Source organism: Candidatus Poriferisodalis sp., assembly GCF_965205175.1.
GTDB lineage: Bacteria > Actinomycetota > Acidimicrobiia > Acidimicrobiales > Poriferisodalaceae > Poriferisodalis.
Window position 1 is genome coordinate 1,873,929 of the sequence record NZ_OZ242038.1, and the last position, 20,970, is coordinate 1,894,898.

The 20,970-nt window shown below is 66.2% G+C and carries 22 protein-coding genes and 1 pseudogene; 15 read left to right on the forward strand and 8 right to left on the reverse strand.

From position 1 onward, the window contains the following. Nucleotides 1-2: 2 nt before the first annotated feature. The 4 genes from ACOGI4_RS08200 to ACOGI4_RS08215 all read right to left on the reverse strand — a co-directional run bounded on the left by ACOGI4_RS08200 (nucleotide 3) and on the right by ACOGI4_RS08215 (nucleotide 6,376). Nucleotides 3-698, reverse strand: coding sequence for a type ISP restriction/modification enzyme (locus ACOGI4_RS08200; protein WP_419841190.1), 696 nt, complete (start codon nucleotides 696-698; stop codon nucleotides 3-5). Between the two features lie 386 nt (nucleotides 699-1,084). Then, the gene (locus ACOGI4_RS08205) at nucleotides 1,085-2,179 is read right to left on the reverse strand and encodes a type ISP restriction/modification enzyme (RefSeq protein WP_419843114.1); all 1,095 of its coding nucleotides are present in this window, start codon (nucleotides 2,177-2,179) and stop codon (nucleotides 1,085-1,087) included. A 203-nt stretch (nucleotides 2,180-2,382) separates the two neighbouring features. Continuing rightward, nucleotides 2,383-5,811: a DEAD/DEAH box helicase family protein gene (locus tag ACOGI4_RS08210; protein WP_419841191.1), complete on the reverse strand. Its 3,429-nt coding sequence runs from the start codon at nucleotides 5,809-5,811 to the stop codon at nucleotides 2,383-2,385. A gap of 379 nt (nucleotides 5,812-6,190) precedes the next feature. Further along, complete coding sequence (locus tag ACOGI4_RS08215) at nucleotides 6,191-6,376, reverse strand: hypothetical protein (protein WP_419841192.1); 186 nt, start codon at nucleotides 6,374-6,376, stop codon at nucleotides 6,191-6,193. 196 nt (nucleotides 6,377-6,572) lie between these two features. Between ACOGI4_RS08215 and ACOGI4_RS08220 the strand changes: the two genes are divergently transcribed. The 6 genes from ACOGI4_RS08220 to ACOGI4_RS08245 all read left to right on the forward strand — a co-directional run bounded on the left by ACOGI4_RS08220 (nucleotide 6,573) and on the right by ACOGI4_RS08245 (nucleotide 10,544). Then, nucleotides 6,573-7,187, forward strand: a complete 615-nt coding sequence (locus ACOGI4_RS08220) for a CDP-alcohol phosphatidyltransferase family protein (RefSeq protein WP_419841193.1) — start codon at nucleotides 6,573-6,575, stop codon at nucleotides 7,185-7,187. A gap of 78 nt (nucleotides 7,188-7,265) precedes the next feature. Further along, complete coding sequence (gene gcvH, locus ACOGI4_RS08225; protein ID WP_419841194.1) at nucleotides 7,266-7,667, forward strand: glycine cleavage system protein GcvH; 402 nt, start codon at nucleotides 7,266-7,268, stop codon at nucleotides 7,665-7,667. Between the two features lie 5 nt (nucleotides 7,668-7,672). Next, complete coding sequence (locus ACOGI4_RS08230) at nucleotides 7,673-8,125, forward strand: FHA domain-containing protein (RefSeq protein ID WP_419841195.1); 453 nt, start codon at nucleotides 7,673-7,675, stop codon at nucleotides 8,123-8,125. Next, nucleotides 8,122-9,180, forward strand: a complete 1,059-nt coding sequence (locus tag ACOGI4_RS08235; RefSeq protein ID WP_419841196.1) for a MerR family transcriptional regulator — start codon at nucleotides 8,122-8,124, stop codon at nucleotides 9,178-9,180. Before ACOGI4_RS08230 ends, ACOGI4_RS08235 begins: the two co-directional genes overlap by 4 nt. 81 nt (nucleotides 9,181-9,261) lie before the next feature. Next, entirely contained in the window at nucleotides 9,262-9,786 is a 525-nt protein-coding gene (locus tag ACOGI4_RS08240) for a bifunctional nuclease family protein (protein WP_419841197.1), read from the forward strand. A gap of 155 nt (nucleotides 9,787-9,941) precedes the next feature. Then, on the forward strand, nucleotides 9,942-10,544 hold the full coding sequence (locus tag ACOGI4_RS08245; protein WP_419841198.1) for a MerR family transcriptional regulator: 603 nt from the start codon (nucleotides 9,942-9,944) through the stop codon (nucleotides 10,542-10,544). A 13-nt stretch (nucleotides 10,545-10,557) separates the two neighbouring features. Here ACOGI4_RS08245 and msrB read toward each other — a convergent pair whose 3' ends face one another. Further along, entirely contained in the window at nucleotides 10,558-10,968 is a 411-nt protein-coding gene (gene msrB, locus ACOGI4_RS08250) for a peptide-methionine (R)-S-oxide reductase MsrB (RefSeq protein ID WP_419841199.1), read from the reverse strand. 203 nt (nucleotides 10,969-11,171) lie between these two features. Here msrB and ACOGI4_RS08255 point away from each other — a divergent pair, with 203 nt between their 5' ends. Both ACOGI4_RS08255 and ACOGI4_RS08260 read left to right on the forward strand, forming a co-directional pair. Further along, nucleotides 11,172-12,008: a hypothetical protein gene (locus ACOGI4_RS08255; RefSeq protein ID WP_419841200.1), complete on the forward strand. Its 837-nt coding sequence runs from the start codon at nucleotides 11,172-11,174 to the stop codon at nucleotides 12,006-12,008. A 465-nt stretch (nucleotides 12,009-12,473) separates the two neighbouring features. Next, complete coding sequence (locus ACOGI4_RS08260; protein ID WP_419841201.1) at nucleotides 12,474-13,526, forward strand: hypothetical protein; 1,053 nt, start codon at nucleotides 12,474-12,476, stop codon at nucleotides 13,524-13,526. Between the two features lie 65 nt (nucleotides 13,527-13,591). Here the strand turns inward: ACOGI4_RS08260 and ACOGI4_RS08265 are convergent, their stop codons facing one another. Both ACOGI4_RS08265 and ACOGI4_RS08270 read right to left on the reverse strand, forming a co-directional pair. After that, complete coding sequence (locus ACOGI4_RS08265; RefSeq protein WP_419841202.1) at nucleotides 13,592-14,656, reverse strand: LLM class flavin-dependent oxidoreductase; 1,065 nt, start codon at nucleotides 14,654-14,656, stop codon at nucleotides 13,592-13,594. Nucleotides 14,657-14,827: 171 nt separating this feature from the next. Next, nucleotides 14,828-15,211, reverse strand: a complete 384-nt coding sequence (locus tag ACOGI4_RS08270) for a hypothetical protein (protein WP_419841203.1) — start codon at nucleotides 15,209-15,211, stop codon at nucleotides 14,828-14,830. Between the two features lie 78 nt (nucleotides 15,212-15,289). Here ACOGI4_RS08270 and ACOGI4_RS08275 point away from each other — a divergent pair, with 78 nt between their 5' ends. Together ACOGI4_RS08275 and ACOGI4_RS08280 are read left to right on the forward strand one after the other, a co-directional pair. Further along, nucleotides 15,290-15,586, forward strand: a complete 297-nt coding sequence (locus ACOGI4_RS08275) for a DUF1330 domain-containing protein (protein ID WP_419841204.1) — start codon at nucleotides 15,290-15,292, stop codon at nucleotides 15,584-15,586. A 4-nt stretch (nucleotides 15,587-15,590) separates the two neighbouring features. Then, the gene (locus ACOGI4_RS08280) at nucleotides 15,591-16,769 is read left to right on the forward strand and encodes an aromatic ring-hydroxylating oxygenase subunit alpha (protein WP_419841205.1); all 1,179 of its coding nucleotides are present in this window, start codon (nucleotides 15,591-15,593) and stop codon (nucleotides 16,767-16,769) included. Nucleotides 16,770-16,891: 122 nt separating this feature from the next. On the opposite strand, the gene ACOGI4_RS08285 is transcribed toward ACOGI4_RS08280, so the two are convergent. Next, nucleotides 16,892-17,974, reverse strand: coding sequence for a pyridoxal-phosphate-dependent aminotransferase family protein (locus tag ACOGI4_RS08285; RefSeq protein WP_419841206.1), 1,083 nt, complete (start codon nucleotides 17,972-17,974; stop codon nucleotides 16,892-16,894). A gap of 224 nt (nucleotides 17,975-18,198) precedes the next feature. Here ACOGI4_RS08285 and ACOGI4_RS08290 point away from each other — a divergent pair, with 224 nt between their 5' ends. The 5 genes and pseudogenes from ACOGI4_RS08290 (at nucleotide 18,199) to ACOGI4_RS08310 (ending at nucleotide 20,956) form a co-directional block, all read left to right on the forward strand. Next, complete coding sequence (locus ACOGI4_RS08290; protein WP_419841207.1) at nucleotides 18,199-19,335, forward strand: PTS transporter subunit EIIC; 1,137 nt, start codon at nucleotides 18,199-18,201, stop codon at nucleotides 19,333-19,335. Nucleotides 19,336-19,550: 215 nt separating this feature from the next. Then, nucleotides 19,551-19,841: pseudogene (locus tag ACOGI4_RS08295) on the forward strand (hypothetical protein); the annotation flags it as partial. 7 nt (nucleotides 19,842-19,848) lie between these two features. After that, on the forward strand, nucleotides 19,849-20,307 hold the full coding sequence (locus ACOGI4_RS08300; protein ID WP_419841208.1) for a PTS sugar transporter subunit IIA: 459 nt from the start codon (nucleotides 19,849-19,851) through the stop codon (nucleotides 20,305-20,307). A 90-nt stretch (nucleotides 20,308-20,397) separates the two neighbouring features. After that, nucleotides 20,398-20,652, forward strand: a complete 255-nt coding sequence (locus ACOGI4_RS08305) for an HPr family phosphocarrier protein (protein ID WP_419841209.1) — start codon at nucleotides 20,398-20,400, stop codon at nucleotides 20,650-20,652. Nucleotide 20,653: 1 nt separating this feature from the next. Further along, entirely contained in the window at nucleotides 20,654-20,956 is a 303-nt protein-coding gene (locus tag ACOGI4_RS08310; protein ID WP_419841210.1) for a hypothetical protein, read from the forward strand. The last annotated feature ends 14 nt before the right edge of the window (nucleotides 20,957-20,970 follow it).

Consider the following 20,970-nt stretch of genomic DNA (forward strand, 5'->3'; position numbering starts at 1 on the left):
GCCTAAGCGGGGTCTAGCGACGGCGGGAGCGCCGCGATGATCCGCGCTGATTCGACGCTCACCATCACCAGCCGGCGCAGGTGGCGGATGAGGTTGAACGGCTCGTCGGCCCAGGCTTCCCAGTGGTTCGGGTCATCGGTGATGCCGGATTTCTTGTCGTGCTTGTGCCGCAGACTGTCGATGGCCCACTGCAGCGGTGAGCGGCCCGAGATGGTGTACTCGTGCGCCGGCTCTGGGATGCCGACGATGCGGCAGCGGGGGCTGATCTCCATCACACTGCGATCCTTCTTGTTGCCCGAAGCCTTGCCCCAAGCCAGCTTGGCGATGCGGTAGGCGTCGGGATCGGTCAGGGGGTCGGCTGCACCGTCGTTGTCGATGACGCCGTCGAGCAGGCAGTCCACGGGATACTCCGGCACCTCATCGTGGCCGATGTGCAGGTCCATGAGTTCGCGCCCCGCGGATCGGAACGCCTCAAAGTCCGGTGCCAGCGGCACCCGCGGCAAGTTGCGCTGCAGGTCGTGGTGGTAGCGCTTGCGCCAGTCGGGGGCGTGCATGACGCCGTAGAGGTACTCCCAGATGTCGTCTTTGGTGATCGTGTCGTCGCGGTAGTGGCTGCGGAACTGTTCGAGGCACCAGTCCGTCACGTTGTCGCCGTCGGCGGAGGAGTGCTCGAGGCCGAGGTTCAGGGTGTCGGTCACGGTGCTGCCTGTAGTGGCGGTTCCGATCTCGGCGCGACCCGCGCTGCGGGGTCCACAGTGTGCAGGTCGGGCAGGTGACCGGCTGCGAGCACAGCGAACGTGGTGCGGTTCGACGGACTGCTCACGAGGAGCGCCTCCGCGGCAGCGTGCGCGACTGCTGGCCTGGGCCCATCAGGTGAAGGTCCGGCAGCACGGCTGTGGCGAGTGCGCCCGGCATCGCCATGGCTGACGGGCCCGCCACGATCATCGACGCGTTCCAGCGGCCCGTCGGGGCAGCGCTCTGGTAACTCGACCGGCTGCGAATCCGTCGGGCAGTTGAGCCGTCGCGAGACATCCGAACGGGAGTTGCCGGTGACACATGACCAGCAGGCATCCGCCCCCCCCCGTCATCGGCTGATGCGCGGAATCGCCCGCGTTGGTTGAGAGCCCTTGATCGCAGCTAGGTCTGGCATCGTTGCGGTCGCGAGTGCTTGGAATGTCATATTGCTCGTGCCTGTGATCAGCATCGTCTCGGTGCGAGTACTCGCGAGGGCTGATTGGTCCCGACTGCGCAGAGGTCGCAGAGCTTGTGCGTTGCCAAGACTCCGAATATTGAGCGGTTGCTCGGTGTCGTGATGATGAATGGGTACCGAACTCTCTCTCTCTCTCTCTCTCTCTCTCTCTCTCTCTCTCTCTCTCTCTCTCTCTCTCTCTCTCTCTGTTGAAGTCGCCCGCGGGAACATGTTTGACACTCGTTTGATGCTGGTGAGGACGCGGTCGTCTTCGTAGAGCCAGAGGTAAGTGAACGGTCGGTAGAGCACCTTTCTGATCCGGCTTGGGTCGAAATCGATGCGGAGATCGCGCCGGAGTGACTGCTTGAGGCGGTCGGTCCACTGAATGGCCGCTAAGTTGTCGTTGCGCGTGACTTCCTCAAGGCTCCAGCCGTCCTCGAAATGCAGACTGCGTGCCTGTTCGTAGGCTGCGAGGAGCCGCCGCACCTTGTGTTCGAGACTCTGTATGCCGAACGAGTACACGTAGACGTCGCAGGCGGTGATCAAGCCGAGTACGTTGTTCGACAGCGCGACTTGCTCTTGTTGCTTGGCCACGCACACCGGCATGAGCTCTTGGTAGCTGTCGTCGGTGATGTTTGCCCAGTCGTGCCGGTCGTTGACCGGCACCGTCTCGAACTGGTCCCAGAACGCGTCCGTGCCTGGTGCCAGTTCACTCAGCCAAGCAAACTTCTCGGCCAACGACAGTCGCGCCGGCACTTCGGCGTAGTGGATGTTGCCAACGGCCCCGGCAGGCACTGGCGTGCTAGCTGCAATGTCGTTTGAGGTTGACGGCGTAGCGGTCGCGTACTCAGAGCCCTCGGCGCTGCGGACATCGTCGGTCGCTCGCGACAGCTCCTCTCCGGCAACGAGCAGCGTGATCTGCACACCGTTGCGCGAGCCTTGGCCGAAGATCTTGTCACCCTCGTCGCGGTATTCGTCACCCGACTTCATGGCGTCGCCGCGCAGGTTCACCACGTAGACGTCGTTGAACTCGTCTCGCAGCGTGGCTCGCACTCCTGCCAGCGACACCCCGTGCGTCAGCGAGTTCGGATGAACCAGAGCGATGATGCCGCGCCGCTCGCCGCCGCTGTCAAGCGCAAGCCGGTCGGAGGCCCAACGCAGCGCCTCGATGTAGAGGTTGCCGGCGGCCTTGCCTATGCCGCTGCCGGTGACCTCCCGATGGCGGCGGCCGTAGGTCTCACGGACTCGCTGCTCGATCTCGGGGTACACGATGTTGGGGTTGTCGTCGCCCGACGACTTCTGGCCGGCGGACCACGGCGGGTTGGCGACGATGACCCGGATCGGCAGTGCGTCCTGCGCTCGAGCGCGTTCGGAGTTGTCGTCGAACCCGGGTATGCCGGCTTGGCGTGTGCGCTGGCGGAAGGTGTCGGTGAAGACGATGCCGCGGAACTGCCGGTCTGCGGCATCCATGCCACGCTCGGCAGCAGCGGCTTCGATCTTGAGCGCCGCGATGTAGTAGGCCAGCAGCACGGTCTCGTTGGCGTGCAGTTCTGGTTGCGCAGGCCACGCGCGGTCCGCGTCCATCGGCTCGTCGGCAGGCAGCTCCGGCGGGCGTGCGCACGGCGTGGCCGATGTCCCCATTGCGCTCGAATCTCGGGGGGGGGGGGGTCATCGCGAGCAGGGCTGCCGAATTTGCGCGCGAGGTCGGCATCTTCGATCAGCGGTTGACCGTTGCTGCGGGTCGCGGTCAGCAGGCGGTACAAAAAGGTGCCCGTGCCCACGAAGGGGTCCAGAATGTGGACGTTGGGTGCAGTCAGCCCGTAGCCGAAGTGCTTGCGGCTGACCGCATCGGCGGCGCGCAGCATGAAGTCCACGATCTCCACCGGTGTGTACACGATGCCCAGCCGGGTCACCGTGTCCTTCATGGCGTGAGCGAAGAAGCCCTCGTAGATCTGCCGCAGCAGGTCCACCGTCTCGGCTGGGCTGTGGGTGCCCTCCAGCATCTGCTGCATGGTGCGGTAGTTGCGCGCCAGCGGTGCCAGCAGCTCCCCGAACACTAGGTCGGCGCTGGAGGCCTCCGGGTCAGCAGCGGCGGGAGGGGGGTGGTGGCCCGCAAGCGAGTCCAGCAGCCGGGTGATGGCCCGCGAAATCGGGTTGCGCTGCGCGAACTGAGCATCGGCGAACAGATGGTCGAACACGGGGATCGTGACGACGTGGTGGGCGACCATCTGCTGTGCCTGCGCCGGTGTGACCTGCTCGCCCACGGCAGCGCGCATTGCCGCCACGAACTCCTCGAACGCGACGGCACAGGCCGGTTCCGCGATCAGCGATGCCACCTTGCGCTCGACGTTCTTGCACACCTGCGCGGCGCGCTCGCCCCAGGTGGGCCACATCTGCTTGTCGCCGCAGGTCTCCACGATCTTGGAGGCCACCGCCTTCTCGAGTTCCTCCACGAACTGCAGATGCAGCGCCAGCTGCTCGGCTGCGCGGGCGTCGTTGACCACCTCCGGATCGCGGTCGCCGTCGTCGGGCCGGTTCGGCAGGACGTCGATGGGCGACGGCACCCGAGGGTCGTTCACCCAGTAGTCCACTCGCTCGTCGTGGCTGCGCAGCGCTCGCACCACTTCCCACACGGCCTTGAAGTCGCTGCCGTCGAGCACCTCGGCATCGGTCATCGTGCAGCCCTCGGGCACGATCACCGGGATCACCACGTAGCCGAACTCCTTGCCCTCGGCCTTGCGCATCGCCCGGCCGACGGCTTGGGTGACCTGCACCGGCGACCGTTTGGGCTCCAGGAACACCACCGCGTCCAGCGCGGGCACGTCCACGCCCTCGGTGAAGAGCTGAGCGTTGGAGATCACCCGGCAGCGGGGAGGGCCCTCGGTGTCGTGGCTCTGACGCTCGAGCGCGGCCAGCGCCTCGGCGCGGGTTACGGCTCGTGTGGCGCCGTCCACGTGGTCCACGTCGAGCCCGAGGAAACGGCGGCCGGCGCCGGCGTTGGCCTCGGCCACGTCGTGCGCGACGGCTTCCCACAGCGAGCCTTCCAGGCCTTGCTCGGCGAAGTACGCGTCCTGCGAGCAGGCTTGACTGGAGCGGATGGTGTTGGTGAACGCAATCGCTGTGCGCAGGTGACGGTGCTGCGGGCTGTCGGCCAGCTCGCCGGCCACGGTGCCCGCCGCGCGATGCATGCTCTGCGGAGTGGCCAGCGCGTCCCAGCAGCCGAGCAGCTTCATGGCGTAGTTGGAGTCCACCTTGGCTTTGCGGGCCCGATCCGATGCGGTGACTTGCATGACCCGGTTTGCTGCGCCCGCCAGCTTCGCCTCCCGCTCGTTGACGCCGACTACCAGCACCCGGTAGTCCGACACCAGATCGCGGTCGATGGCCTCCTTGAAGCTCATCTCGTAGAAGACCGGGCCGAAGGTCGCCTCGTCGTCCATCGAGTAGGAGTTGCCGGTTGCGCCGAGCGCCTCGACCTTGCTGCGCTGTTTCTCGGTGAACACCCGAGGCGTGGCGGTCTGGTAGAGCCGGCGCAGGACCGGCACATGCTCGTCGTCATGCACCATCGTGAACGCCGAGCCGGAGGTGCCGTTGCCGCTGTTGCCGGCGAGGCCGACGCCGGTGGTGCGGTGCGCCTCGTCGCAGACGACCAAGTCGAATACCACCCCGGGGGCGTGGTCGGCCAGCACCTGCGAGAGCACCGGCAGCGACTGGTAGGTGCAGAACCACACGCCCATTGCGTCGTCGCCGGCCTGCGTCGTCAGCGTGGCGGCGATCTGCTCGCGGTTGGTGCTCGGGGGCGCCAGCAGCTCGGCCAGTTCGGACTTGGCGGCCGCCGTGGCTGCCTTGGCGCGCTTGCCGACCGTCACGTCGGAGCACACTGCGGCGTAGCGGTGCGGCACTGAGCGCTGCGCAGCCCACACTCGCATGGTCTGCGACATCAGGGCTATAGACGGCACGAGGTACAGCACGCGGCCGCCCCTGCCGGCGTGCTGCTCGGCAGCCCACAACGCCACAAGCGACTTGCCGGTGCCGCAGGGCATGTGCAGCTGGCCGCGATCATGCTCGGCAAAGCCCTTGGCGATGGCGTTGAGCGCATCGGCTTGGTCGCTGCGCGCTGTTGCCCGCTCGGCGAAGACGATCCGGTCGGGGTCCTCGAAGCACTCCGCCCACCGCACCGGCAAGCAGTCTCGGTCGTCCAGCTCATGCGCCTTGAGCACTTGGCAGCGCTTCGTGGCGTTCAAGATTTTCTGCCATGAAGAGTCAGCGAGCCTGCCGGTGGTCACCAACAGGCTGCTGGTGAATGGCACTTTGCCTGCCTCGGACAAGAAGCTGTTGATGTCGGCACTGGGAACCGTCGACCCGACGCCGTACAGCTTGCACTGAATGGCGCAGACGCCGCCGTCGTGCTCCTGCGCGACTAGGTCCACGCCGCTGTCGCTGCCGTAGCCGTGCATGATGCGGTCGGGCCAGTCGTTCCAGTGCCACACCCGTGCGAATCGTTGGCTGTACTGCGGATTCCGTTCGAATGCCGTGCGCATCACGCGCTCGAAGATGCGCCCCTGTTCTTGCGGCGAGTCGCTGCGGCGCCGAAGCGCGGTGAACACCTCTGGCTCGAACGGCATCTGCCGATCTGCCGCCTGCCCGCTCTTCGGCTGCCCGGACTCCTAATGGGTGCGCTCCGGTTTACCGCCCCCCGTCTGCCCCTCCTGATGGGGCTCTCGATGGGTGCGCTCCTGTTCGCTCACCATGAGCGAGAGAGGCTAGGTGCTGCTGCGGAGCCTCGCAGACGCAACTATCGCGGGTCTCGCAAATCTTCGGCCCATCGAGGACATCGGCTTGTCTGAGCGCGCCCGCGGACGCAGCCATCGCGGGTTTCGCAACTATGCGACGGCCGCGGGAAGCACCGCCCGCGCCCCTGCGAACCGTGCGGCTAGCCATTCGCAGACGCGCGGGCACGCCGCGGTAGGTCACTGCTGCTGGGTACTCGGTGCCGATGACGTGTCAGGGGCCGCCTTTTTCGTTCGAGTCTTCGCTTGAGCGTGCCGTTTCGGGTGCCGACTCGTCGGGCAGAAGGCTGCGCGCGATGGCCGAGGCGACGTCGTGGTCGGCAACCCGGTCGAGCGCGGCATCGCGTTCGCACGGTGCGTCCGACAGCAGCGCGCACCACACGTCGTCGATGAAGCCCATGCGAGCATCATCACCCATCCCCAAACTCGGGCTGCCATGGTTTTCCCGTTGCATGGGTGGTGCCTGCTGATGCTGACCGTGCTGATGCCGACCGTGTTTGTGCTGACATGGCGCCGGTGCAGTCACGGCGTACCGAACGCTTGAACCCAGCTTCGGTACGGTGAGGCACCGTGAGCGGGGGGCATGGGTGAGCGAGGTGAGCGGTGCGTCCCCACCGTCGGCATCTGCGGCATCGGCACCAGACCCCGGGTGGCGGCCATTCACCGTGCCGAACCTGATCAGCGTGGTGCGTCTGTGCTGCCTGCCGTGGTTCGTCTGGCTGGTCTTCGGAGCGCAGGACCGCTGGGCTGCTGCGCTGCTGCTCGGCGCGCTGGGCGCTACCGACTGGGTGGACGGCTGGGTGGCGCGGCGCTTCGACCAGGTGTCCGAGCTCGGCAAGATCCTGGACCCCACAGCGGACCGGCTGCTGCTGCTGGTCGCGCTCGTGGTGATGATCGCCGACGGCTCGCTGCCACTGTGGCTGGCCGTGCTGGCGCTGGTGCGCGAAGGCGCGGTCGCCGTTGCCGCGCTGGTGCTGGGGGCGCTCGGCGCTCGCAAGATCGAGGTGACCTGGTGGGGCAAGACGGGCACGTTGCTGATGATGTTCGCGGTGCCGATGTTCCTCGCGGGTGCCAGCCACATCGCCGCGGCGGATGCCTTCCGAGTCGGGGCATGGATCTTCGTGGCGGCGGGCCTGCCGATCCACTACTGGTCCGCGGTGGGGTATGTGCCCCGAGCGCTCGCCGCCGTGCGCGCCGGCCGGGCCGCATGAGCCGCAGGCCCCGCGGTCCCCTCGCCAAGCAGCCTCCGTTCGCCAAGGGAGTGACGGCTATCGGGTAGGTTCGCGGGCATGGAGATTCCCGCGGAGCTGCTCTACTCGAGCGATCACGAATGGGTGCGCGCCGTCGAAGGAGGCATGCAGGTCGGCATCACGGACTTCGCGCAGGATGCGCTCGGTGATGTGGTGTATGTGGAGCTTCCCCAGATCGGCGCTGCGGTCACTGCCGACGAGGCGATGTGCGAAATCGAGTCCACCAAGTCGGTCTCGGACATATTCGCCCCGATCTCGGGGCAGATCGTGGAAGTGAATGTCAACTTGGAGGACGAGCCGCAGCTGATCAACGAATCGCCCTATGGCGATGGCTGGCTGTGTGTGATCGAACCGGTTCACGACGCGCCGTCAGCGCAGGCCGAGCGGGAAGCACTGCTGGATGCCGAGGCCTACGCCGCGTTGATCTCCGAGGACACCTGATCGACATGTCGGTCGTCTGCGGCGCATGCGGCGCCCCATGCGCCGACGATGCCCTGTTCTGCTCCAAGTGCGGAGCGCGCCTGGACCTAGCCGCCGACGCTCCGACTGCAGTGCTCGCGCCCGTCGACGTGGGCGAGGCCCCGCGCTACCGCGGGCCGGCGGAGCTCATGGTCATCGCCGGGCATCGGTCTGGCACCCGCTTCGAGCTGTGCGGCGACTGGGTGACCGTGGGCCGCCACCCCGAGAGCGACGTGTTCCTGGACGACATCACGGTGTCTCGCCGTCACGTGGTGCTCGAATCCGGGCCGACGGGCCATGTCTTGCGCGATGTCGGCTCGCTGAACGGCACCTACGTCAACGGCCTGCGCACCGACGGCGAGGTCAGGCTGCGCAGCGGTGACGAGCTGCAGGTCGGCAAGTTCAAGCTGCTGTACCTGGTGTCCTCGGTCGGGCTGTGAGTCGCCGATCGGCGCCGTCCTCGTCTGGCAGCCGGCTGTCGATCGGCGAGGTCGTGGCGCTGCTGCGGCCTGAGTTCGCCAATCTGACCGATTCCAAGATCCGCTTCCTGGAGGACCGCAAGCTCATCTCGCCGGCTCGCACCTCGGCTGGCTACCGGGCGTTCGGGCCCCACGACATCGACGTGCTGCGGTGGATTCTCACGCGTCAGCGCGACCAGTATCTGCCGCTCAACGTCATCGGCGAGCGGATCGAGCGAGGCGAGCACCTCGCGGACATCTGGGGCAGCCGGCCGGCAGATGCAGGGACGTCGTCGAGTGTCGACGATGCAGCGGTCGAGGGGCTGACCAGTCTGTCGTCTACAGCCGGTGCCGCCGAATCGCAGCCGTCTCGCGGCACCAGCGAGGAGGTGCCCGGCGAGGCCGCCGCAACGCCGCAACCGCCGTGGCGCCCAGCTGAAGAACGCCGTTCCTACAGCGCCGCAGAGCTGAGCGCCGAAAGCGGGCTGACCGCTGCGGAGATTGCCGAACTGGCGGCGTTTGGCTTGCTGATGCCGTTGCCTGACTTGCCGGCAGCCACGAATGGCGAGCCAGCAGTGACCGGCCCAGCATCGAATGGCCCGGCATTGAACGGCCCAGCATTGAACGGCCCAGCATCGGATGGCCCAGCATCGGATGGCCCAGCGCTGCACGGCCCAGTTTCGGACGGGCCAGGTCCAGACGTCTCAGCGCTACACGGCCCTGCGCCGTCAGAACCAGTGCAGGCTTCGCTGGGGCTGGTTCCGCCCGAGCCGCGCTACGGCAACGGCTCGTTGGTGGTCGCCCGAGTCGCCCGAGAGTTCGCTACCTATGGCCTCGGCGCACGTCACCTGCGAGTGATCCGCAACGCGGCAGCGCGAGACGCCGCCATGCTGGAGCAGAGCATTCAGCCGATCCGACATGCGGGCGTCGCATCAGCAGACAGCGATGTGCAGCGTTCGCTGGGTCGCTTGGTGACGCTGTGCGAGCGGCTGCGCTCAGTGGTGATGGGCGACACACTGCGCAGCTACTGGCGTTAGCGCATCTGGCCGGTGCATGGTGCCGGTTCACTGGGCGCTGCCCGGCTTGATGCCCGCAAGCGCCGAAGTAGTGTGCGGGGCATGGTCGAGATGGAACTCCTTGGCGTGCAGGTGGAGATGCCCTCGCAGAGTCCCATCTTGCTGCTGCGCGAAACGGTCGGGCCGCAGCGGGTGCTGCCGCTGGTGATCGACACGCCCGAGGCACAGGCCATCTACCGCGGCATCGAGCGAATCCGGGTGCCGCGGCCGCTCACGCACGACTTGATGGCGGCGATGCTGGACGTCCTCGGCGCCACGCTCGTCAAGGTCACCGTCACCGACCTGCGGGATCGCACCTTCTTCGCCGAGATGGAGGTGACCATCGGATCGGCCACCCACACGATCTCGGCTCGGCCGAGCGACGCTGTGGCACTGGCCGTGCGTGCCGACACGCCGATTTTCGCCAGCGAGTCGGTGCTCGACGAGGCTGGGCAAGTCATCGAGCTCGCTCCCGACGGCGACGACGACGTCGACCCCGACGAGCTGCTCGACGAGTTCAAGCAGTTCCTCGACGACGTGCAGCCGCGAGATTTCGGACCCGCAGCGGAGTCCGACGACAAGGGGTGAGCTGCTGAGGCTGCACTTGCGCAGCGGCGACTGCTCCCCGTACGCTGCATGACAGTCCAGATCACAGCTCGGTAGTTCGTCGAGTGTGGTTTGCGATGCCGGACCTGCAAGCCGGCGTGCGATGCATACCGTGCTCAGGAGCAGAGGAGACGCCGATGGCCGCCCAGCAGCCGCTGCCCGCAGCCGCCGCCGCAACCAGCACGTTCACCGTCGCGCCGCAGTCCGCAGCGCAGGCTGCCGATGCCGCGGGGCCTGCCGATGCAGGTGCAGGCGAGGGTGCGGGTGCGGTCGTCGACGGGTTCACCAGCAAGCAGGCCGAGAAGATTGTCGGCATCAGCTACCGCCAGCTCGATCACTGGGCTCGCATCGGCTTGGTGAAGCCGTCGGTCGCCCAGGCGGCAGGCAGCGGCTCGCGGCGTCGCTACTCCTACAACGATCTCGTCGAGCTCAAGATCGCCAACAAGATGCGCGAGCAGAACGTGGAGCTCAAATCGATTGCCCGTGCGTTCGACTACCTGCGCAACCAGATGGGCGGCGAGGTCGCGTCTGCGAACATCGTCATCAGCGGCAGCGACGTGCTGCTCGCGGACGACGAGACGGTGATGAGCCTGCTGCGGCAAGGCCAGACGGCCATGCTGTCGGTGCTGCCGGTGGCGGGCGTTCGCAGGGAACTGGACACCGCCGTGGTGAAGCTGCTGCCCGACGAGCCCATTGCGGTGCAGCTGAGCCTCGACATCGACGACGCTGAGCCGAGCTGAACCGGGCTGAGGCTCAGTCAGACTCGGGGGCGGGAGCGAACGCCAGCGCGGCAGAGTTCATGCAGTAGCGGTCGCCGGTGGGCTTGGGGCCGTCGGGGAACACATGGCCGAGGTGCGCTCCGCAGGCCGTGCAGGTCACCTCGGTGCGGACCATGCCGAGCGATCGGTCGACACTCGTGGCCACGCACTCGCGCGACGCCGGCTGCCAGAAGCTCGGCCAGCCAGAGCCGCTCTCGTACTTCGTGTCCGAGCTGAAAAGCTCTGCGCCGCAGACCACGCATCGGTAGGTGCCGCGTTCGTGGCTGTCCCAAGTGTCGCCACTGAACGGACGCTCGGTGCCGGCTTCCTGAGTGACGTAGAACTGCATCGGCGTGAGCCGCTCCCGCAGCTCGTCCGGGCTGAAGGACACGGCGCGTTCGCTCATGGCCCCCACAGTACAGAGCCGCGCGCTGCTGGCACGACGCGGCAGTGAGTGCATGGAACCAAACCTGGCCATCAGGCGTTGGTGAAGCAGAATGCCCAGGAGGAGGGTTAGCCATGCGGCACGATCCACTACTTCCAAGACGAAGCGATGTCTCCAGTCCCGGGGCCCAGACAACAGGGAGACGGCGCTGGTACGTCGCCGCCTTGGCCGTCGCGCTATCGCTCGGCGCACTGGCGCCGGCAACTGCTCAGGTCCCCAGCGCAGCCACCTCGTCCGCCGCAGCCGCCGACACATCGCTCGGCGCACTGGCACCGGCAACTGCTCAGGCCGGCACCGACACGGATTCGCCGTCAGTCGATGCGCCCGAAGTCCAGCACGGCGCAGCGGTCCACCCGGTCGTGGCCTCGTACGCAGTCGACTATGCCGTCACTCATGCTGAAGCGAAACGGCGTCTTGATCGCATCGACGAATTGCAGCCGACCGTTGAGCGGCTGCATACAGCGGTGCGGGAGCGGCTTGCTGGCTGGGGCATCGACCATGACGGCCCGTTGACGTTGTGGGTGTGGCTCTCTGGTGATGAGGCCCCAAGCGCGGCAGCAGTCGAGATCGCGGCCGCACACGACGACCTGGAGATACGTACCGGCGCCAAGGTCACCTACGCAGCACTCGTCGCTGCCCAAAAGAACTTTGGCTTTGGGAGCAGCGTCGGGCCCGTCGCTGGTGTCGGTTCAGCCGACGGCGGTGCCGTCGATTTCGCTGATCTGATGACTCACACCGATATAGATCTGCGAGCGAACGCACTGGAGATCGGGATCGACCGCACTCAGCTTCCAGGTGCTGCGGTGCCGGGCGATCTAGAGGCCACGGTTCCGTTCGGGCCAACTGGAAACACCGGCGGCGGCATCACCACTGCTCAGCTTCGTGACAGTATCACTGAACTCTTGGCACCGCACATCAACGTACCCTACCGTGTCATCGCAGCCGAGTTCATTGCATCTGAGGCACCGTTCGACGGCGTTCGGCATTCACAATGGGAGTGATTCGGGCAACGACTGTGACAAGACCAACGTAGCAATCTATTTCAGCGCGATACGCGAAGTCGAGAGATTTCTTGGCGTGCAAGTGCTCACCTTCGGTCCATTGAGTGTGAACTAAGGCGTCCGATGTTGGTCTCGAGAACTGCAGCTGGAGCATGTCGACCGAAACCGTCTTTGGTGGTCGTTCGGGTGACTTCCGTCAGGACTGCGGTGTGTAGTCGAACCATGTTCCCGAGCGTGCTGATTACCGTATTGCTTCTGACGACGGCTTGTTCAGTCGGTCAGTCCGGAACAGGCGATCTGGAGCCGGCCACAGACCACTCTCCTGACGCGCTGCCGAACTTACAAGTTCCGTCGTCAACAAGTACGCCGGAGGCGACTGGTAGCGTTTCGATACCCGGGGCTGCAGGCGCCCGAACGCTCGCAGATGGTGCAGACGGCAGTCCTTGGACTGCGTCAACTACGTCGGTGCCGTTCGCGCCGCGGAAGGATCTTGTGCTGCCATTGCCGTGGGCAGACTTCGACGAGATGTACGAGCCGATACCGCACCAATCTTGGGCCGACATCAGCGCTCTCGGCAAGCCGCGTCTCGAAGGCCGCTGTCTCTACATCATCGTGGACGGTGATATGACGAGCGAGTACCGCTATTCGGGCCTGCCCCCCGAGCAGCTCCGACGCCAGTACGTTATGGTGTTACCGCGCGGCTGGGTCCAGTTTGACCCTGATTCGCTGGAGATCTGGGTACACGGGCCTGATTGGCGCGAGGGCCCGATCGGAGTAGGTGACGACGCACAGCGAGTCGAAATCAGTGGGCCCTTAGGCGGTCTGCGCAGTGAACGCTGCGGTGGCTATCCGAAAGTGTTGAGCAATTACGTGAGTCCGTGCGGCCGCATCCCTGGCAGATTCGACTACCCCATGTGCGCTGTCGAATCATACGCTTTTGCGCAGCGGATTCCGCAGAAAGAGGCCCATCGCCGCCTTGCTCAACTTCCGGTGCTGGAGCAGGCAGTCGAGCAAATTCTGAACCTTGAGCAGGAGCGAGTAGCCGGCTTCGGCTTGGAGCACAGCGATCCCAATCAGGGCGAACTTCCCAATCAGGGCGGACGTATGACCGCTTGGGTCGCCCTTGCGGGAGACGATGTGCCGAGCACCGAGACACAGGAACTCGTTGGCGCGCACGACTACCTCGAAGTGCGTACTGGCGCGCCGGAGAGCGCTGCTGTGTTGATGACAGCGCAGCGACAGTTCGCGGATGGCCGCGGCGTGTTCCTGCCTCGTGACGTTTACGAGATACCGCCGCAGAGCATCGAGCTGGCCGACGCCGTGGCCTGGACCTGGGTCGACCATGAGGCCGGTGTGCTGGAGATCGGCATACACGACCCGTTGGTCCCGCAGCGGTCGTTGCTGTCGCTGAATCGCTGGTTTGACCTGATCGTCGAGGTACTGCAGCCCCTCATCGACGTGCCGTTCAAGGTCACCGAGGCCCAGAGCTACATCGCCCCGGACAAGTTCAGAAAATGACCCACCCACTCGGCTCTTCGTTGGGTGACATCAGCCGAATGAGATCAGCCGAGTGGGATCAAGGCCTACCGCGCAACGGGCTCGGCGTTCACTGTCTGCACGATGTCGATCATCTGGGCGAGCGTTTCCAACCGGTCCGTGGCTGTCGTGCCTTCCGGCTGCAGCCGCAGAACGTCTGCGCCAGCGTCGCGGTAGGCGCGCACCTGTTCGGCGACCTGCGCCGGCGTGCCCAAGAAGTTGGTCTCGGTGACGAGTCGGTCCGGCACAGCTGCGGCAGCGCCCGCCCGGTCGCCGTCGAGCCAGAGGCGCTGCACTGAGCGGCATTCGTGCTCGAAGCCGCCGCGCCGGTAAGCGTCGTTGTAGAAGTTGGCAGTGGCCGACCCCATCGCTCCCAGCGTGAAGGCGATGCCGGGCCGACGCGGTGCGATGAGGGCATCGAGATCGTCGCCGAACTCGACTGCGCCGCCGACTTGGCATGTCACCGAACCGGGGGCTCGACCTGCGGACGCTGCGCCTGCGAGCACGTGCCCCCAAGTGGCTTCGGGGCTGCTCGGCACGAAACAGGTGCCGACCCAGCCGTCTGCTGCCTCGCCGGTGTAACGCAGCGAGTTGGGTCCCAGCGTGGCCAGCCAGATTTCGATGGTGTCGTTGGCGGGCTGAGCCAGCCGCAGCGACTTGCCGCCGCTGTCGGGCAGCGGAAGGCTGTGGTGGCGCCCGGCGTAGCTGATCTTGTCGCCGGCGAAGGCTTGGCGGACGATGTCGACGGTTTCACGCAGACGCCCGAGCGGGTCAGCGAAACGCACCCCGTGCAGGCCCTCGACTACCTGCGGTCCGCTGACGCCCAGCCCCAGGATGAATCGGTCGCCGCTGAGTGCTGCCAGCGAGAGCGCTGTCATGGCCGTCATAACCGGCGTGCGCGCCGAGATTTGCAAGATGCCCGTGCCCAGCTGTACTCGGTGGGTCACCGCAGCGAGATAGGCCAGCGTGCTGACACCGTCCATGCCCCACGCTTCAGCGGACCAGAGAATGTCCACGCCGAGCCGTTCGGCCTCGCGCAAGAACTCGACCTGTTCTTCCCAGTCGCGCCGGCGGCCCGAAGCCGGACCTCCAAAGCCGATTGCTGTGCGCATCGCCCACACGCTAGGCCCACACGCTAGGTCGTGGGCGCCCGGTCGTGGGATCGACCACGCCGGGCCGCTGGGTGGGGGTGAGGGGCCGCGGGCTGCCGTGCGTGCGGTGGGGCTTGTCGGCTTCGCTGCGCCGATGCGGCTTCGGCACCTCAGTCGCCACAGGCAAGGTGCTCAGGCGGGGTGCAGGCTCACGAGGCCGCCGAGCTGGGCGAGATCCTGCAGAGCTTGGTCGTAGCAGAACCGCTCGGCGCAGGCATCGCGTGCCCACGCTTCGTCAGCGCCGGACGGCAGACGGCCCACGGCGCAGATTCGCAGCGCGCCAGTCGCCACCGAGCTGATGGTGGTGCGGTTGCCCACCAGCAGCTGCTCCAGCGCATCGCTGCGGTCGCCGGGTTCTTCGAACACGCAGAGCCTGCTGCCGTCGGTCACAAATGGCGTCACGTAGTGCGTCCGCCGGCCGGCGGCGGTCACGGAGTCGAGACGCAGCATCAGCGCGTCGCGAAATGGCGCAAAGGGGTTGCCGTCTGTGCTTGCCGTTGTGGGGCCGTCCGGCATGCGCACGGAGCGTAGCGTGCAGCATCTCACGGTCTCGGGTCGCCGTGTGCGAGTGGCATCAAGTGGCATACTGCCGCCATGCCCGCGTACTTCGTCGCTCAGTACAGCGTGAACGATGCCGACGGTTACCGGCGCTACCAGCAAGGCGCCGTGCCGACCGTTGCGGCGGCGGGTGCCAAGGTCATCGCCTTCGACGCCGCGGCCGAGTCCATCGAAGGCACGCCGCCCGGCCCCCAAACAGTCATCCTGGAGTTCGAGGACACTGCAGCGGCCAAGGCGTGGTACGACTCTGCGGAGTACCAGCAGGTTGTCGGTCTGCGCCTCGAGAGCACCGACGGCTTCGCCGTCTTGGCGCAGTCGATGAATCAGGGCTGACGCCGTGGACCACGCCGAGCAGATCAGCCACATCAAGACCCTGCTGGCCCGGCTCGACTCGGGCACCAACGTCGACGCAGGCGGCGTTCGCTACAACCCCACGACCGCCTACACCGATCGCTCACTCGCCGCCATCGAGCGGCGGGAGTTCTTCGACACGCATCCGCAGTTGGTCGGATTGTCGGGCGACCTGCCCGAGCCCGGCTCGTTCGTGACGCAGAACGACCTGGGCACGCCGCTGCTGCTGGTTCGCTCGCCCAGTGGCCGGTTCCGGGCATTCGTGAACGCCTGCCGCCACCGCGGCGTGGTCCTCGAATCCCAGGCGCGCGGCCGCAAGCGCAGGTTCGCCTGCCCGTTCCACAACTGGACCTACGACGCCGACGGTGCGCTCTGCGGCCTGCCGAAGTCGGAGCACTTCGGGGAGCTGGACCGCGACGACTTGGGCCTGGTGGAACTCCCGGCGGCGGAGCACTGCGGACTGCTGTGGGTGCATCCACGGCCCGACGGCGTGCTCGACCCCGAAGCGCTCTTGGGCGCCGAGCTGACCGCGGACCTCGCCGGGTGGGACTTCGGCGCGCTGGCGTGGCTGGGCGGCGATGCCTATTCCGTGGAATGCAACTGGAAGCTGGCCATGGACACCTTCGGCGAGACGTACCACTTCCCAGTGCTGCACGTCGACACGCTGTCCAACGACTTCTACGGCAACGTGCAGTGCTACGACGAGTTCGGGCGCCACCACCGGCTCATTCTGTGCCGCCGCGTCATCGAGGAAGCCCGCCAGCGGCCGCCGTCGGAGTGGAACATCACCCGTTACGGGTTGCCCGTGTACTGGCTGTTTCCGAACGTCCAGCTGATCCCGTCGCGCGAGGTGCTGTTCTTGGTGCGGGCGTACCCCCACCCGGACGACCCCGGCCGGCACACCAGCCAGATCTCCTTCTACCTGCGGCCAGGCATCGCGCGCGACGAGGCCGAGATCGACTTCTTCGCTGAGGCATCGCGAGGCTTCGGCACCGTCATCCGCGACGAGGACTACGTGATGAGCGCCAGCCAGCAGCTCTCAGCCAACAGCGGGGCGCTGGAGCACGTCGTGTTCGGGCGCAACGAGCCGGCGCTGCACCACTTCCACAACACCTACCGTGCAGCACTCGGCCAAGAGCTGCTGGAGCTGCATCCCACCGCCTGAATGACCACAGCCTGACCAACGGTGTTGTACCGGGAGACTGACGACAGCCGGACGAGCGGTTGACATCGCCCTGACTGACACGTCAGCGAGCCACTGCAGCCGGCTCAGCCAACACGGCCAGCTCAGGCTTTGACGAGTTCTTCGAGCGCTCCCAGCAGCATCTCCGCGTTGCGCGGCCGAGCAGTGTGGCCCATGGCGCCGATGCGCCACACCTTGCCGGCGACCGGACCCAGCCCGCCGCCCACTTCGATGCCGTAGCGCTCGAGCAAGCAGCGGCGGCCTGCCGCGTCGTCGAAGCCGTCGGGCAGCGTGACGGTGGTGAGCTGGGGCAGACGGTGGCCCTCCTGGGCCCAGAGCTCGAAGCCGAGTTCGGGCAGGCGAGTGTGCAGCTCGTCGCCGCAGGCCTGATGGCGCGCCCACGCGTTGGGGAGACCTTCTTCGAGCACCGCGCCCAGCCCGGCGTGGAGCGCATAGAGCATCGAGATCGGCGCGGTGTGGTGGTAGGCGCGGGCGCCCTCGCCGGCCACGTAGGCCCGGATCATGTTGAGGTCCAGATACCAGCTCTGGGGCCGCTCTACCAACGCCTCCAGCGCCCGTTCGCTCACGGTCAGCGGCGCGAGCCCCGGCGGCACGCCGAGACACTTCTGCGTGCCGCTGTAGGCGATGTCGATGCCCCAGTCGTCGGCAGCGACTTCGATGCCGCCCAGCGACGTCACGCAGTCCACCAGCAGCAGCGCGTCGCCCGTGTGCCGGCCCAAGGGTGCGATGTCGTTGCGCACGCCGGTGGAGGTCTCCGCATGCACGACGGCGATGATCTTCGGCGACGGGTGGGCGTCGAGCAGACGCTGCGGGTCGATGGCGCGCCCCCACTCCTCGTTCACCGCCACGACCTCGGCCCCGCAGCGCGCAGCCACGTCGCACATGCGAGAGCCGAACACGCCGTTGACGCCGACGACCACGGTGTCGCCGGGTTCGACGAAGTTGCAGAACGCCGCTTCCATGCCTGCTGAGCCGGTGGCGCTGATCGGAAACGTCAGCGAGTTGCCGGTCTGCCAGACTGCCCGCAGCCGCTCGTTGGTCTCGTCGAGCAGAGCGAGGAACTCAGGGTCGAGATGCCCGAGCACCGGCCGGGCAAACGCCGCCATCGCTTCTGGGTACGGGTTCGAAGGCCCAGGCCCCATCAGGACGCGGTCGCTGTATGCCACGGGACTCAACGCTACTGACCGAGGCGCTGGGCTCGAGCATCTTCGACGTGTTCTGGCGACGAGCTCTGGGCCGGCCCTGTCCTGGAGCACTGCTGCGCGCCGAAATGTCGTATTCCTGCGGTGCCGTATTGGGAGTTGCTGAAGATGCCGAGATCGCAGATACTCCGGTATCGCGCAACACGACGCGGTTGTCTTTATCTCAACACACAAGGGGGGACGGGCGCATGCTTCAACGCGTTCAGCGTGTCGGCGGCTTCCTGTCGAGCATGGTCATACCGAACATCGGTGCGTTCATCGCCTGGGGGCTCATCACGGCACTGTTCATTCCCAGGGGATGGCTGGCCAAGACCAGCCTCGATTGGGACTGGGGTGCGATCACCGACAACACGGTCGCTCCCATGATCAAATTTCTGCTCCCGATTCTCGTGGCCTACACCGGCGGCAAGTTGATACACGGCCACCGAGGAGGCGTTCTCGCAGCAGTAGCCTTGCTGGGCGTCATCGGAGGGTCTTCGTTCGAGCTGGCCTCCGGTGCTACGGGCGATCCGCCGCAGTTCCTCGGTGCCATGCTGATCGGGCCCCTTGCCGGCTTGGTGATGAGAGAGATCGACAAGTGGCTGGAGGACAGGCGTCCGGCCGGGTTCGAGATGCTGTTCAACAACTTCTCTCAGGGCATCGCCGGTGTGCTCATGGCGATGCTCGGCTACATCGTCATCGGGCCGATCGTGTCGACCCTCGCTGAGATGTTCGGCAACATGGTTGAAGGCATCAGCGACGCCGGCCTGCTGCCGCTGATGGACCTGCCGATCGAGGTCGGCAAAGTGCTGTTCCTCAATAACGCCATCAATCACGGCGTGCTGACACCCCTCGGTGCCATCGATGTCACCGAAACCGGCCGGTCCATCTATTTCATGCTGGAGTCCAACCCCGGACCTGGCCTGGGATTGCTGCTGGCCTACTGGTTCGCCGGCCAGGGTTTGGCCAAGCTGTCCGCCCCCGGAGCGATCATCATTCATTTCTTCGGCGGCATCCATGAGGTCTACTTCCCGTACGTCCTGATGAACCCAGTCATGATCGGTGCCATGTGGGCCGGCGGAATCCTCGCCGACATCGTCTTCGTGATCTTCGATGCCGGTCTGACCGGTCCGCCGTCTCCAGGGAGCATCTTTGCCTACCTGCCGCTCACGCCTTCGAGCGGCGCAGCGGCAGCAGGCGTGTATCTCGGCATGGCCGTCAGTGCAGCGGCGGCGTTCTTCGTTGGCAGCATCCTCTTGCGATTGTTCCCGGTCGCAGAGATTGACGACACCGAAGACGACGACACTTCTGTAGCCGATGCCATGGAAGGCGTGCCCATGGGCTGATGGCACGGTGGGTTGCGTCGGCTTCCCAGTCGATGCAGCCTGTCGAAGCCGGAGCGGTCGCGGCTGACGCCACGCCGCTTCGGCCTAGAGTCCGCGAGCACGGTGGTGCCCGTGACTGGCCGCTCAGAATGAGATGCAACGAGAAAGCTCAGCTTGCCGACCTGCGGAGGTCAACAGTGACGAACAGAGTGACGAAGGCTGCCGATGCGGTGAAGCTCATCGTCTTCGCCTGCGAGGCGGGGATGGGCAGCAGCTTGATGGGTGCCAACCAGCTGAAGAAGATGGTGAAGAAGGCGAAGCTCGACATCTCGGTGGTGCATACACCGGTCGGGCAGCTGACCGATGAAGCTGACGTGGTCGTCGTACACAAGGGTCTGGCACAACAGGCTCGGGCGAAGGTGCCCAACGCAGTGGTCGTACCGTTCACGCTGTTTATGAACGACCCTGCGGTGAAGAAGCTGGTCGCGCAGCTCGCGGCGGGCGAACCTGTGACCTCCCGGGTGTAGGGCGGCCGTGGACGGGGGACTTGGAACGGTTCTGACCCCGACGGATATCGTGATGGCGTGCAGCGCCGACTCCATGGAGGAAGCGATCGAATTCTCGGGACGCCTGCTCGTGTGCCGCGGCTCGGTGTCAGCGGAGTACATCGAGGGCATGAAGCAGCGCGAGCGGGTCGTGTCCACCTATCTGGGCAACGGCGTCGCCCTTCCGCACGGGGTGCTGGAGAGCAAGCAGTACATTCGCTCGACAGGCGTCGTCGTCGCCCAATACCCGCGAGGCGTCGATTGGGGAGGCTGTGGCACAGCTCATCTCGTCGTGGGACTCGCGGCCGTGGGCGACGATCACATGCGCGTGCTGTCGCAGCTGGCCTCGGTGCTCCAGGATGAGGAGCTCTGCCGCGAGCTCGCGCAAGTCGATGACGCTGCGAGCATCTACGAATGTCTGAGCGCAGTGCCGTCCGATGACGACTGAGCACATACGGCGACTGGGTCGCGACCACGGGCGGCCGAGCGACAGCGAATCCGAGTCGCGAGACGAAGCAGCGTGAGGGGAGGCGAGCCCATGGAGCAAGAACTGGTCATCACCAACAGTCACGGACTCCACGCGCGTCCAGCCGCAGTGCTCGTCGAGAAAATCAAGGAGCTCGATGCCGATGTGCGCATCCAAGTCGGTGCCAAGACAGCGAATGCAGCGAGCATCATGAGTTTGCTGGCTCTGGGTGCCGGTCCGGGCGACGAAGCACGCATCATCTCTGAGGGTCCCGACGCCGGTGCAGCCATGGAGACCGTCGTGGCGATCCTCACGGCGGACAGCTGACATGGCTCGTCTCGACCACGACGCGCTTGTCGCCGCGTTGGCCGCTTCGGTCGGCGCGACTCCGGATGCCTCCGGAGTCGCGGATGTCGTCTTTGAGCGGGGCTACATCGTGATCGCTGCGGAGGTCTCAGAGCTGAAGGGAGCATTCAAGCGGGCCAAGAAGATCGACGGCTACCGCTGGGTGGCCATCAACCGCGAGGACCTCTTCGGGGCCAATCCGCTGTCGCTTGGGTCCAAGGTCGGCATCCTCGATGCCGACGGCCGCGTCCTCAAGAACGCTGACTCGCCCCGCCGGAAAGTCTGACTGCGCATCGAGCG